The organism is Chryseobacterium sp. CP-77, assembly GCF_036362765.1.
Classification (GTDB): Bacteria; Bacteroidota; Bacteroidia; order Flavobacteriales; family Weeksellaceae; genus Chryseobacterium; species Chryseobacterium cupriresistens.
Map to the genome: position 1 here is coordinate 284,849 of NZ_CP143637.1, position 12,510 is coordinate 297,358.

13 protein-coding genes are annotated in these 12,510 nt (G+C 38.7%); 8 read left to right on the top strand and 5 right to left on the bottom strand.

The genetic code is table 11. The features are described 5' to 3' along the window. The first annotated feature begins 140 nt into the window (after window positions 1-140). Together V0410_RS01295 and V0410_RS01300 are read left to right on the top strand one after the other, a co-directional pair. Window positions 141-722, top strand: a complete 582-nt coding sequence (locus tag V0410_RS01295) for a Crp/Fnr family transcriptional regulator (RefSeq protein WP_110009727.1) — start codon at window positions 141-143, stop codon at window positions 720-722. 64 nt (window positions 723-786) lie between these two features. Then, complete coding sequence (locus V0410_RS01300; RefSeq protein WP_330745988.1) at window positions 787-1,740, top strand: ketopantoate reductase family protein; 954 nt, start codon at window positions 787-789, stop codon at window positions 1,738-1,740. Window positions 1,741-1,863: 123 nt separating this feature from the next. Here the strand turns inward: V0410_RS01300 and V0410_RS01305 are convergent, their stop codons facing one another. The 4 genes from V0410_RS01305 to V0410_RS01320 form a co-directional block, all read right to left on the bottom strand. Next, window positions 1,864-2,214: a 4Fe-4S dicluster domain-containing protein gene (locus V0410_RS01305; protein ID WP_110009729.1), complete on the bottom strand. Its 351-nt coding sequence runs from the start codon at window positions 2,212-2,214 to the stop codon at window positions 1,864-1,866. A 170-nt stretch (window positions 2,215-2,384) separates the two neighbouring features. Continuing rightward, complete coding sequence (locus V0410_RS01310) at window positions 2,385-2,942, bottom strand: NADPH-dependent FMN reductase (protein ID WP_330745989.1); 558 nt, start codon at window positions 2,940-2,942, stop codon at window positions 2,385-2,387. 3 nt (window positions 2,943-2,945) lie between these two features. Next, on the bottom strand, window positions 2,946-3,446 hold the full coding sequence (locus V0410_RS01315) for a DUF2480 family protein (RefSeq protein ID WP_330745990.1): 501 nt from the start codon (window positions 3,444-3,446) through the stop codon (window positions 2,946-2,948). A 23-nt stretch (window positions 3,447-3,469) separates the two neighbouring features. After that, a complete protein-coding gene (locus V0410_RS01320) occupies window positions 3,470-4,096 on the bottom strand; it encodes a superoxide dismutase (protein ID WP_330745991.1) in 627 nt (208 codons plus the stop codon). A 194-nt stretch (window positions 4,097-4,290) separates the two neighbouring features. Here V0410_RS01320 and V0410_RS01325 point away from each other — a divergent pair, with 194 nt between their 5' ends. After that, complete coding sequence (locus V0410_RS01325; RefSeq protein ID WP_330745992.1) at window positions 4,291-4,911, top strand: helix-turn-helix transcriptional regulator; 621 nt, start codon at window positions 4,291-4,293, stop codon at window positions 4,909-4,911. A 34-nt stretch (window positions 4,912-4,945) separates the two neighbouring features. Beyond that, on the top strand, window positions 4,946-5,593 hold the full coding sequence (hxpB, locus tag V0410_RS01330; RefSeq protein WP_330745993.1) for a hexitol phosphatase HxpB: 648 nt from the start codon (window positions 4,946-4,948) through the stop codon (window positions 5,591-5,593). 137 nt (window positions 5,594-5,730) lie between these two features. On the opposite strand, the gene V0410_RS01335 is transcribed toward hxpB, so the two are convergent. Beyond that, window positions 5,731-6,357 (bottom strand): RNA polymerase sigma factor, encoded by a 627-nt coding sequence (locus V0410_RS01335; protein ID WP_330745994.1) that lies wholly within the window; start codon window positions 6,355-6,357, stop codon window positions 5,731-5,733. A 241-nt stretch (window positions 6,358-6,598) separates the two neighbouring features. Here V0410_RS01335 and V0410_RS01340 point away from each other — a divergent pair, with 241 nt between their 5' ends. Genes V0410_RS01340 through V0410_RS01355 form a run of 4 tightly spaced genes read left to right on the top strand, consistent with a single transcriptional unit; the run spans window position 6,599 to window position 12,507 of the window. Then, a complete protein-coding gene (locus V0410_RS01340; RefSeq protein WP_330745995.1) occupies window positions 6,599-7,555 on the top strand; it encodes a FecR family protein in 957 nt (318 codons plus the stop codon). A gap of 47 nt (window positions 7,556-7,602) precedes the next feature. Next, window positions 7,603-10,905: a TonB-dependent receptor gene (locus V0410_RS01345; protein WP_330745996.1), complete on the top strand. Its 3,303-nt coding sequence runs from the start codon at window positions 7,603-7,605 to the stop codon at window positions 10,903-10,905. Window positions 10,906-10,945: 40 nt separating this feature from the next. Further along, complete coding sequence (locus tag V0410_RS01350) at window positions 10,946-11,161, top strand: hypothetical protein (protein ID WP_330745997.1); 216 nt, start codon at window positions 10,946-10,948, stop codon at window positions 11,159-11,161. 53 nt (window positions 11,162-11,214) lie between these two features. After that, window positions 11,215-12,507 carry a hypothetical protein gene (locus V0410_RS01355; RefSeq protein WP_227941570.1) on the top strand — a complete coding sequence of 431 codons (1,293 nt, stop codon included), beginning with the start codon at window positions 11,215-11,217 and terminating at the stop codon, window positions 12,505-12,507. Window positions 12,508-12,510: the final 3 nt, after the last annotated feature.

Genomic DNA, 12,510 nt, shown 5'->3' on the forward strand with positions numbered 1-12,510 from the left:
GTAATGTCTTATGTCTTTTAAAGAAGAAAATTACAAAATACATCTGATCTATTAAAAAAGAATATAGTTTATTTAATAGGTTATAAATGCTATTTTTGTCGGGAGAGATTTAAAAACAAATATGCTGCAGCTTTTATTTTATGAACAAATCATCACTTAATGCCTACTTCCATTCCTTATTCAGTATCCAAGCTGAAGTAGTTGAAAAAATTACTGAAAAATTCAGTCATTTTGAGGTAAAAGCAAATACTGTTTTGCTGGATAAAGATACGATCAGTACCAAAACCTACTTCCTGGAAAAAGGCTATGTGCGGTCTTATATCCTGAATGAAGATAATGAGGAGATTACCACCAATATTTATACAGCTCCCTGCTTCGTTAATGATTTTCTGTCTTTTTTCAGACAGCAGCCTACCAAAGAAATATATCAGACGATCACCGAATGTGTCTTTTGGGAGACCGGATTGGAAAACGTACAGCATAATTTTCATAATATTCCTGAATTCAGAGAGTTCAGCAGGCTTCTTTTTGTTCTTAATTATTATACGATCCATGACCGGCTCATCGAAATGGCGAGTCAGAAGGCTTCCACGAGATATTTTAACCTGATGAAAAAAGATCCCGATATTTTTCAGCATGTTCCTTTGAAGGTGATTGCTTCTTACCTTGGGATCAAGGACAGTTCCCTGAGCAGGATCAGAAGGGATATTCATAAATTGTAATTTCTTTTCATTTGTCAAGTGATAGTTCAGGAATCATCGCTCATCTTTGCTTAAAAATAATTTCATGAACAAAAAACATATTGTTGTAGTAGGATTAGGTGGTGTAGGCGGTTATTTTGGATTTAAAATAAATCAGAATAATGAAACCACGGAAAAATATACCATTTCTTTTGTTGCCCGTGGAGCAACGTATGAGAAAGTGAAAGAAAACGGCTTGACTTTGTTATCTCCCGAGCATTCCAATTCTCAGACCCGTCCTGATGATATCCTGCAGAATATCAGTGAGATCAAAAATCCTGACCTGGTTTTGATCTGTGTAAAAGAGTACGATCTTGAAAATGTCTGTAAACAGTTGCAGGAAGTTATTAATAAAGATACTGTATTGCTTCCGATGATGAACGGAGCAGATATTTATGACAGAATCCGTAAAATAATTCCGGAACACACTATTCTTCCAACCTGTATCTACGTAGCTTCCCATATTAAAGAAAGAGGAGTAGTGGAACATAAAGGAAAAGCCGGAAAAATGATTGTGGGAAGAGATCCTGAGCATTTTTCTGCCCCTGTAGAATGGATTACAGAGCTATTGAGTGAAAGTAAAATCGACTTTGATTTTAAAGATAATTCATTATCAGATATCTGGACGAAATTTATTTTTATTGCCAGCTTCGGATTGGTAACAGCAAAGCATAATTCATCTATTGGAACTGTATGTACCGATGAACAGCAGCAGAAAGAAGCGGCTGAAATTATGAAAGAAATCAAACAGATCGCTGATAAGAAAGGAATCTATCTTCAGGAAGATATCATCGCTAAAACATTTGAAAAAGCCTCAACATTTCCTTTTGAGACTCCAACTTCCTTACAGCTTGATATTAATTCCGGAAAAAAGGATAATGAGCTGGAATTGTTTGCAGGTGCTGTATTGAAATATGGCGCTGAAACAGCTGTAGAAACTCCTTTTACTCAAAAAATTTACACCGAGATTAAAGAAAAAATAAGTGTATGCGAAAGCTGATGGGAAAGAAAATATAAGAAGGCGGGCTAAAGCCCGCCTCCATTGAAAATTAAATATAAAAGATACAAATTTTTTAGTCGCTTTCTTGCTTCATAGCGTTTATCAGACGACTCAATCGGGTACTTAGGCACTGTGCATAAATTTTTGCCGGTTTAATAATATTTCTTCAGTTTCCCGATGATCAGGGTCATCTACACAGCAGTCTACAGGGCATACCGCCTTACATTGAGGTTCCTCATGAAACCCTTTACACTCCGTACATTTTCCGGATACAATATAATACACTTCATCCGAGACTGCCTGATGATAAGCATCGGCATCACCTTCCGTACCGTCAGGAAATATGATATGTCCTGAAAGTTTGGTTTTGTCTTTCCAGCGCCAGTCAATAGCACCTTCGTAAATGGCTGAGTTGGGGCATTCCGGTTCGCAGGCTCCACAGTTGATACAGGCATCTGTTATTTTTATAGCCATATTGTTTGAATTTAAAGGGTTTAAAAAAGGGATTTCGTCAACGTTGAACAGTTCGGAAATCCCCGCTAAACTTAATTACAGCAGTTCAACACTGTTCTTTGAAAATAAGCAGCATAAAGTGTGCTATTTTTTATTTTAAATCATTAATATGCAGTGATTTCTGCCAGTACTTAGTCAATAATGGTTATTTTTTTAGAAGCTGCAATGCTGATAAGCTTATCAAACTTACCGGAATACAGATCCGAAATCTGAGAGGGTTGTTCTGCCTTAAATAATGAAGACCTGACAATCGGAACACTGAATGGCAACGGCCAGGCACGCAATGATTTGGCTATAGAATCCATGGCGTTAATTCCCTGCATGGCCTGGAGACCATCAGCCCAGCATACCAGCCCTACAGTTTTATCTGTGAGATAAGGCTCGTACCGGTTGGCGGTTACTTCAAGCCAGTCCAGACAGTTTTTCATTACTCCCGGAATGCTGCCGTGATAAAGCGGAGCCAGCCAGATATGCAGATCAGCATCTGTAAACATTTGAGCCATACGCTCTACGGCCAAAGGAGTTTTGGTAAGTGTGACATCGAATAGAGGAATGCCGGAGTCAGCAAGTGTAAAAATATCAGTCTGAATTCCCAACATTTTCAGGTGTTCAGAAAAATAATCCGAAATCAGTCCGGAAGTAGATAAGGTTCTTCTTTCCAGCGATCCGTTGAATATGATTGCTTTCATTTTTTAATGTTTAAAAATTACTTTGGGTAACCCTATTTCACCATACATCAGTGTTTTTACCAGCGGTTTCAGTAATCCTGCTGCTAATAAATACAATGAAGGATCATGATGAGTACTTGCGCGGACAACCACTTTCTGATTTTTATACTGTTTCAGATCAGCATAGATGAGACGGCGTTTCCATAGATCCAGCAGAACAGTTTCTGCATTGTTTAAATCAGCATAAGAAGCGTAAGGAGACAATTTTTCCATAATCAGCATATAAGCCCAGGGTGGAATAATAGCATCCGTAGAACAGATGATCGCTACTGCTTTTTCATTGTAAACAGAAAAATCCACCGCAGCAATTGATTCTTTAAATTCTTTCTCCTTAACAATCATTCCCATAAAAAGATGTTCTTTGATATCCAGTTCTACAATGTCCGTAGTAGGTTTGTAATCTGAAAGGTCAAGAGCAATAATGCCTGAAGCCTTTGCTTTATTGATAAAATTTTCCTCAGTCATAATTCGTTTACTTTCAGTATTATTTATCTTACTTTTGACAAGGCTTCTTCATATTTTCCTTCAACAGCAGACCAATCCAGTACAGACCAGAAAGCATCCAAATAATCTGCGCGTTTATTTTGATAATTCAGATAATAGGCATGTTCCCAGACATCTATTCCAAGAATCGGAAAACCTCTGTTGGTGGAAAGAATATCCATCATCGGATTATCCTGATTAGGAGTAGAACTGATGGCCAATGAGCCGTTGAATTTTACAAAAAGCCATACCCATCCTGAACCAAATTGCGACAAACCTGTCTTCTTCATTTCTGCTTTTAGATTGTCGAGGCTTCCGAAAGTGGCTGTGATATCGTCATGAAGCATGCCTTCAGGATTCAGCTTGGGTTGTGGAGAAATAATTTCCCAGAATAAAGAATGGTTATAGTGGCCGCCACCATTATTTCTGACAGCAGGACTGTATTCACTTATTCTTTGCAGTAATGAATCAAGGTCGGGATTGGTTTCATTGGTTTGTGCCAGTGCTGCATTCAGATTATCTACATAAGCCTGATGATGTTTCTGATGGTGAATGGTCATCGTTTCTTTATCTATATAAGGCGCCAAAGCATCGTAAGCATAAGGTAACTGTGGTAATGTAAATGGAGTCATTGTATTTATTTTTTTGATTAATGTCTCACAAAGGTAGAAATATATTTAAATAAAACAACTTTATGGTTGTTTTATTTATTTTCTGGTGAGTAGAAGTAAAATGTTGTAAATCTTTATTTTATCCTTGATTTTATAAGGTTATAGAAAATGACTATATTTGTTGTTGAAAAATAAAACAACCTAAATATTGTCAAATGAAGAAGCCGGCTGCGGATCGTATTCTGATGTTTTTAAAGATGAGAGGTGAGGCTACATCACTTCTTATTGCTGAAGAATTGTCGATCACCAAAGAAGGGGCAAGAAAACATTTACTGAATCTTGCTCAGGAAGGATTGATCCGGTCTTCGGTGAAGAGCGAAGGGGTTGGGCGTCCATCTACGTACTATACTCTAACAGAGAAAGGATTGGCTCAGTTTCCGGATACCCATGCGGATGTTACGGTTCAGATTTTGAAATCCGTAAAAAACCTGTTGGGTGAAAATGCTCTGGATTTATTAATCAGTGACCGGGAAAAAAATACCCATGAGCGTTATGAAAAAGTACTTTCAAAGGCAGAATCACTGGAACAGCGCCTCGAATCTCTTTCAAAAGTACGTAGTGATGAAGGCTATATGGCGGAATGGAAAAAAGAAGGGGAAGACTATTATCTGATTGAAAATCATTGTCCGATATGCGCTGCAGCAACAGAATGCCAGGGTTTCTGCCGTGCAGAGCTATCCAATTTCCAATCCCTGATAGGAAAGAAGTATACAGTGGAAAGAATAGATCATATTATTTCCGGAGGGCAGCGTTGTGTGTATAAAATCAGCCAATAATTAATCATTCATCGCTTATAATTTATCATTCAAAATGGCTTTAAAAGCAGTAATATTTGATATGGACGGTGTTCTGGTAGACTCAGAAAAATTCTGGACCCAGGCAGAACTGGATGTATTTTCATCCTATGGAGTGCAGGTTACGGATGATCTTGCGGCACAAACCAAATATATGACGACTCAGGAAGTAACCGAATTCTGGTATAAAAGATTTCCCTGGGAAAATTTTGATGCCTGTGATCTGGAAAATAAAGTGGTTACAAGAGTAATCGAAATGATACAAATTGAAAACTGTACCATGTCTGGTGTAGAGAAGTTTATTAAAAATCTTAAGAACAAAGACTACAAAATAGGGCTGGCTACCAATGCTCCTTTACGGGTAGCCCATGCGGTGCTTGAAAAGCTTCAGGTTCATGACCTGTTTGATACCATTCACTCATCAGAGTTTGAAACTCAGGGAAAACCTCATCCTGCCGTATATCTTACTTCTGCAAAAAATCTTGGAGTTTCCCCGGAACACTGTATTGCTATTGAAGACAGTCAGTCAGGATTAAAGGCGGCAAAAGAAGCCGGAATGCAGACCATCATTTTTACCAATAATGATGAAAGTATAGATTCAAACCTTGCCGATTTTAAAATCCTGGATTTTAATACAGTTTTTCTGCCGTTATTTGGTGAATAGTGAATAGTGAATCCGCTCCGCTGTGAATTTAAAAGGTGGTATAAAAATTGACCATTGACTACGCAGCAAATTGACTATTGAGGAACCTCCGCATCTCGTATCTCGTATCCCGAACCTCATAACCCCGTATCTCAACCTCAATACCTCGTCAAAACCTCCATCAACAACAGAATAGAAACCAGCTTTTTAGACGACTTATACTCCGGATTAAGCTGTTCACGGATTTCTCCCAAAGCTTTGCTTAATTTATTACTTACTGTTTTATTGCTGAGTCCCAGCGCTTCTGCTGTTTCATTCACAGACATATTTTTCCTGATTCTCATATCGTATACCTGCTGTTCCGTTGGGGGAAGCTGGGAAACGACTTCATCAATCATAGTCAATAAAGCACTGATCTCATTTTCTTCAAGAATTTCAAAATACTCGGAATCTGCTATTTCTATTTCATTCGGAATATCAAACTCGTCAATACTCAGCGTAGGTGGCGCTTTTTTGTAGCTGTTATAAAAATCAATAATCCGGTAATGAAGATGACGGAGAAGGTAGCCTTTGGCACTTTCTGTATCATCGGTTTGTATGGCATCCGTATTCTCAAGAATCTTCATCCACAGGTTCTGGAGGATTTCTTCAGAAACTTCCTTATCCCGTGTCCGTACATAAACAAAGCGGTACAGACTATCCCAATACCGGTCATACAGCAGCATAAATGCAGGGCGGTCGCCTGATTTTATTTTCTTTAATAATATATAGTCTGTTGGGCTCATATTGTGATACAAAATTACCTAAAGGAAAATTAACTTTTTGTGAACTTTGGGTGTGATAAGATTAAATATTTCTGAAAAACAGGCCGAAAATTGAACGTTAATGTTGAGTAAATGTGAAATATGACGAAAATTATTAACAATTTGGTTGTAATGTGAATATAACGTTAAGAATGCCCCGGGGAAGTTTTTCATTTTCACTGTCTTATAGATAGAAGTATCTGTGAATACATGAAAGACCCCTATGAAAAAACTTTTACCATATAAAAATATTGAAGCCTTTGTTTTCAGACTTTGGGAACGGGAAGTTTCGGAAGACTCAATTTCTGAAAAAGAAAATGAACTTTTAAAACAGTGGAAAAATCTTGCAGAAAAAGATCTGGATATTGTGCATCTTAAAGAATCCAGAGAAAGGGTATTATCCGGACTGGAAAATTACTTTTCTCAAAAAGATATTGTGTCTATCCCGTCAGCAAAAAGTTTTAGAACACATCTTTATAAAATTGCAGCAGTTATTATTCTGCTTTTGTCATTGGGCGGAGTTTTTACGTACACCTTATTTATTAAGCCAGATGTGTATCTTGCAAAATCCGGAAACCGTATTGTTCACCTTGAAGATGGATCTGTAGTTACGCTCTTACCAGGTGCAGAACTTACTGTCGAAAAATCTTTTCCTGCGTCCACCAGAGTCGTGGATTTAAAAGGAGATGCGATATTCTCTGTGGCAAAATCTAAAAAACATCCATTCATCGTTCGTGCGGATGGCTTCAGTACCAAAGTATTGGGAACGGTATTTAAGATTTCACAGTCAGGTAAGAAAAAAGCGGTTGATCTTTACGAAGGAAAGGTGGCTGTATCCACTCCCGGGGTTCCGGTTTCTTTCCTTAAGCCTAATCAGAAGTGGACCAACTTCGGAGTTGCTCATACTACGGCAGTTATTTCACTGAAACCTGTAAAAAATTCAGCAGGCAGAATTGCGTCAATATTGTCTCTGAGTTTTAACGATGTTCCTTTAAAGGAAGTAGTAGCAGTCCTGGAAAGCAATTATCATACAAAGGTTCAATATCCTAAGGAAGCTGAAGATAAAAAGATTACTGCTGATTTCACGGGAGGGACGGTCGGAGAAAATATTGAATCGCTGGCTTTCATCCTGGGACTGGAAGTACAGAAAAAAGAAAACACCTATATCCTTAAGAAATAAATCATTATAAAAAATAAATAATCATAATCAAGAGAACACTATTAAGTATGAAAAGTTTGAAATGTGGGATTACCATAGCAGCCTTATTTTTTACTGTAGCCGCAGAAGCTCAGGAGCTGGTTCAGAAAGTGACATTTTCTGTACCTGCCAACAGACCGTTGATTGAAGTTTTAGAAGAATTTGCAGGAAAAACGGGGATGAGACTGGCTTATTCCAAAGTGGATATTAAAGAGCTGAAGGTAAAAGGAGTGAAATGCGAAAATACTTCTGTCAACAACTGTCTGAAGGACATTACCAACGGGCTTCCCGTTATATACCGACTGCATGGTGATCTTATTTCGATAAAATATGAAAGTTCAAATATTTCCGTACCGGGAAAGGGACGTATTTCCGGTAAAATAGTGGATGAGGTGGGAAATCCCGTTACCGGAGCACAAGTTAATATTGCTCAGAAAACTGTGGTAACAGACAATAACGGAGATTTTACCATAGATCTTCCTTCCGGAACTTATAATCTGACCATAAAAGCTCCCAGATATAATACGCTGAGAGTTGAAAAATTGTCTGTTATCAATAACGAAACCAGTTCTGTCTCATTTGCTTTAAACAAAGCTTCCGATAAAATTACAGATATCAAAGAAGTTGTGATTACGGCAGCCCGTAAAGCAGATACTCAGGCGGGACTTCTTGCCCAGCAGAAGAAAGCAGCCCAGATGAGTGATGGTATTTCAGCGGAACAGATTTCCAAGACACCCGACAGCGATGTGGGAGGAACTTTGAAAAGGGTAACAGGAATTACCACCATTGATAATAAATATGTAGTGGTAAGATCCATGGGAGAACGTTGGAACACCGCGGCCATGGACGGAATCAACCTGCCCAGCACGGAAGCGTATAATCAGAACTTTTCATTTGATATCATTCCTACGGCAATGGTAGAAAGTGTGGTGGTAAGCAAATCTGCCACTCCTGATATGAATGCCAGCTTTGCCGGAGGTTACGTAGAAGTGAGAACCAAGGATATTCCCAATGAAAACTTTACAACCGTTACATTAGGAACTTCATATAACGATCAGTCGGCCTTCAAAGAATTTCTGACCCGCAAGCGGGGAAAGTACGATTATTTCGGATATGATGACGGAACAAGAGATTTTCCCAAAGGACTGGAGCCGATGAACTGGACAGATCCAAGGTTTTTTGAACAGTCCAGGCAGTTTACCAATGACAATTTCAGCACCTATAAAACCAGAGGTGATATGGGATCTAATATACAGCTGGCATTAGGAAGAACATATGCTCTTAAAAACAATAATAAATGGGGATTTGCCGGAGCATTTGTCATCAGAAATGAACAGAATAAACTGGATATTGACCATACGGGAAGAGGAAACTGGCTGGATACTACCGGACCTTATGTCGCGGATTGGGAAACAAAGGGAGTAGCTCCGATACCATTTTATAATTTCAAAAACAAAGGAGCTTCCTATAATTATAACTCTACGTTGGCAGGGATGCTCAATTTTGGACTCCAGCTGGGAAAAAACAGAATTTCATTCCGGAATTCATATACCCATATTTTTGATAATACATTAACAAGAGTTACAGGTTGGAATGAATATACCACTGGTAGTGCCATGGCATCCAATGCAGAACTAGCCTATAATTATTTTTATAACGGTGTCATCCCCAATAATGATCCGGCTCAGATCAAAAACTTAGACAGACCTTATACTGATAATACCAATTATCCCATCTTTCAGACCCTTTTGCAAAATAAACTGGAAGGGAATCACAAAATAGGCAATACTGAAGTCAGCTGGTTTGCAGCAAGAACGGGCATAACGTCTGATACGAAAGATTATACCCAATATCTGACCCTTTATGATTTTATTGGAAGTGAAATTCTGACCTATCATAAAATTTATAATACCGGCGGAAATTTCTACAGAGGATATATCGCCAACAAAGAAACCGATTACAATTACGGAGCTTCAGTGAAATGGGATCTGGATACAGGAAATTTTAAAAATACGGTGAAGACAGGATATGCAGGAACATTAAAGAATAACACCAACCAGCAGCAGAAGTTCTTCTTAAGGGTAGATGAGAACCGGGATGTTCCGAATAGCGAAAAAAATTACCTGACGATGTATGGTACCCTTGCGGATTGGTTCAATGGATCTCAATATGTACCGGGAGGTATCGGATGGGAAACCAAGGCATTGTATAAAAATGATCAATATGAAGGAGAAGTAAAACAGCATGCGGTTTTTGTGATGTTTGATAACCGTTGGAAGAAATTAAGATTAGTTTGGGGACTTCGTGCAGAATACTTTAAATATGATCTTATCTCACAGCAATTGGACCCAACTGATACAAAGAATGTTGAAAGAGCAGCCATTGAGGATAAACCATGGCAATGGATGCCTTCTGCAAATTTTACCTACAGCCCTACCAATAAAATCAATTTCAGGCTTGCCTATAATAAATCTGTTATCCGTCCGCAGTTTAATGAAAGAACGGGGCTTCCTTATTTCGATCCGGTGGCCAACGGTTTGATTTATAATACAGAAATGACCTCTTCTGTTATTAATAATTATGATTTCAAATTTGAATGGTTTCCCGGCCTTGGAGAAATATTTTCCGCAGGACTTTACTATAAAAATATAGACAGACCCATAGAACGTGAAGGGCATATTTCCAGTGAAGGAAATCTGTATCTCTATAACGGTAATTCAAAAAATGCAAAGCTGGCCGGAGTTGAAGCAGAAGTCAGAAAGAATTTAGGATTTATTGCAGAAGGAACTTTTCTGGAAAAACTTTTCATAAGCGGAAACTTTACCTATAATCATACGAAAGTAATAGCTTTTAAGGATATCTATAAAACAGGGGACAATGATGAAACCTATGAAGTAAAACGTCCGTTGTACGGGCAGACTCCATATGCCTATAACCTTGGATTGACCTATGATGGCGACCGCTTGGGACTGAGCTTTTTATACAATGCAAAAGGTGACCAGTACATTACCGTCGGGTATGCTTACAAGGGAGAAGAAATACAGCGTCCTTATGCTGTAGCAGACGCACAGATCTCCTATAAATTTCTTCGCAATAAAAACCTTGAATTAAAATTCAATGCAAGAAACTTATTCAACAGGGTGAAAGAATACTATAACAATTACAATTCCTACTCAATACCGCTTGGATTGGGTAGTGCCATCGGAACGGAACGAGAAGCCTGGGGACTTTTACCCGGTGCAACAGACAGATACGATAAGAATATTGATAAGATTATGTTTCGGGCTTACAGCGGAAGAATGTTCAGCCTAAGTGTAAACTATATGTTTTAGAAAGTGAATATGCCCAGTACAACAATAGAAAGATATCTTAATGATAGAAACGTACAGGTTTCGGGAACCTGATCAAAAACTGAAGAATACTGATGATGCGCACAGCAGTACAGTTCTGAGAAAACCGGACGTTAACAGCTTTTCCCAGGCATTAACGATTTTCATGGGAACGCCCGCAATGCAGCTCCTCCTGCAGCGATGGGATGAACACCAAAAAACAAATCGAAGGAATAGAGAGGAGGATATTCCTGAATAAAAAACTGATCTGGTATAAAAATAACACAACCGGATTTATTAAAAATTATAACAATGAAAAGACTAACTCTAATTGCAGTGGCAGCATTATCTCTTACAGCTTGTCAAAATGATCAACTGGCAGATTCATCTTCTCCGTTCGAAATGAAATCTACTTCTGCTGAGTACCTTACAGCTTCTGCTCTTCCGGTAACTACCGTAAGTGGTGCTATTACTTCAAATACTACATGGAGTGGAGTAGTTGAATTAGATGGAATTGTAACAGTAAAAAATGGTGCTACATTAACCATTCAGCCTGGTACATTCATTAAAGCCAAGCCAAGCGCAAACAATACAGCTACCGGAGTTTTGGTAATTGCTAAAACAGGAAAAATCAATGCAGCGGGTACAGAAGCTCAGCCCATTATTTTCACCAGCTACAAATTGTTAGACGGAAACGAAGATACAACTGCTGCTCCTGGTGACTTCGGAGGTGTTGTTATATTAGGTGACGCGCCTACAAACACTCCATTCACAAAAACAATTGAAGGATTATCCGGTCCTGATTTCTATTACGGAGGTACCAATGCTTCTCATAACGGAGGAACATTAAAATATGTTCGTATCGAGTTTGCAGGATATGATCTTTTAGCTCCGAATTCAGGTAACGAAATCAACGGTCTTACGTTAGGAGGAGTTGGAAACGGAACTACTTTAGATCATATTCAGGTTTCTTTTGGAAAAGATGACTCTTTTGAATTCTTCGGAGGAACTGTAAACGCTTCAAACCTTGTTTCTTTTGCTGCTGATGACGATAACTTCGACTTCGATAACGGATATACAGGAACAATTACTTGTGCATTAGCTTTGGCAGATTACAACTCTACACACAGTCTTAGCGGAGCAAGCCCGGATTCTAACGGGATCGAGCTTGATAACAACGCAGAAGGTTCTTCTACAACATTGTTGACTCATCCGGTGATCAACAATCTTACTATTATCGGTGCCAAGAACTCTTCTAAAGGCGTTTTATATGAAAACGGTATCCACATCAGAAGACACGGAAGATTAACATTAAATAACGCTGTCGTTACAGGTTACCCTGTGGGTATCAAAGTAGAAGGTACAGGTTCTGAACTTTCTTCAGCTTCAGCATACAGCACCATCCAGGTTCACGGATTTACTACTTCAGTTACAGGTACAGGTACAGCAGGAATCCCTGCAGCTAACCTGGCGACTGGTACTCCAGCATCTCTATGGGGTATGAGCCAGCCTTTCTTCAACGAAGGTGGTTGGAATGTTTCTCCAAGAAACTGTGGAAACTTCCAGGGACTTTGGACAAAATACAACTTCTCCATTGTAGAATAATAA

Excerpts from the sequence above, each read along its gene's own strand:
- V0410_RS01295 (WP_110009727.1), top strand. The coding sequence starts at position 141 with ATGAACAAATCATCACTTAATGCCTACTTCCATTCCTTATTCAGTATC.
- V0410_RS01300 (WP_330745988.1), top strand. The coding sequence starts at position 787 with ATGAACAAAAAACATATTGTTGTAGTAGGATTAGGTGGTGTAGGCGGT.
- V0410_RS01305 (WP_110009729.1), bottom strand. The coding sequence starts at position 2,214 with ATGGCTATAAAAATAACAGATGCCTGTATCAACTGTGGAGCCTGCGAA.
- V0410_RS01310 (WP_330745989.1), bottom strand. The coding sequence starts at position 2,942 with ATGAAAGCAATCATATTCAACGGATCGCTGGAAAGAAGAACCTTATCT.
- V0410_RS01315 (WP_330745990.1), bottom strand. The coding sequence starts at position 3,446 with ATGACTGAGGAAAATTTTATCAATAAAGCAAAGGCTTCAGGCATTATT.
- V0410_RS01320 (WP_330745991.1), bottom strand. The coding sequence starts at position 4,096 with ATGACTCCATTTACATTACCACAGTTACCTTATGCTTACGATGCTTTG.
- V0410_RS01325 (WP_330745992.1), top strand. The coding sequence starts at position 4,291 with ATGAAGAAGCCGGCTGCGGATCGTATTCTGATGTTTTTAAAGATGAGA.
- hxpB (WP_330745993.1), top strand. The coding sequence starts at position 4,946 with ATGGCTTTAAAAGCAGTAATATTTGATATGGACGGTGTTCTGGTAGAC.
- V0410_RS01335 (WP_330745994.1), bottom strand. The coding sequence starts at position 6,357 with ATGAGCCCAACAGACTATATATTATTAAAGAAAATAAAATCAGGCGAC.
- V0410_RS01340 (WP_330745995.1), top strand. The coding sequence starts at position 6,599 with ATGAAAAAACTTTTACCATATAAAAATATTGAAGCCTTTGTTTTCAGA.
- V0410_RS01345 (WP_330745996.1), top strand. The coding sequence starts at position 7,603 with ATGAAAAGTTTGAAATGTGGGATTACCATAGCAGCCTTATTTTTTACT.
- V0410_RS01350 (WP_330745997.1), top strand. The coding sequence starts at position 10,946 with ATGATAGAAACGTACAGGTTTCGGGAACCTGATCAAAAACTGAAGAAT.
- V0410_RS01355 (WP_227941570.1), top strand. The coding sequence starts at position 11,215 with ATGAAAAGACTAACTCTAATTGCAGTGGCAGCATTATCTCTTACAGCT.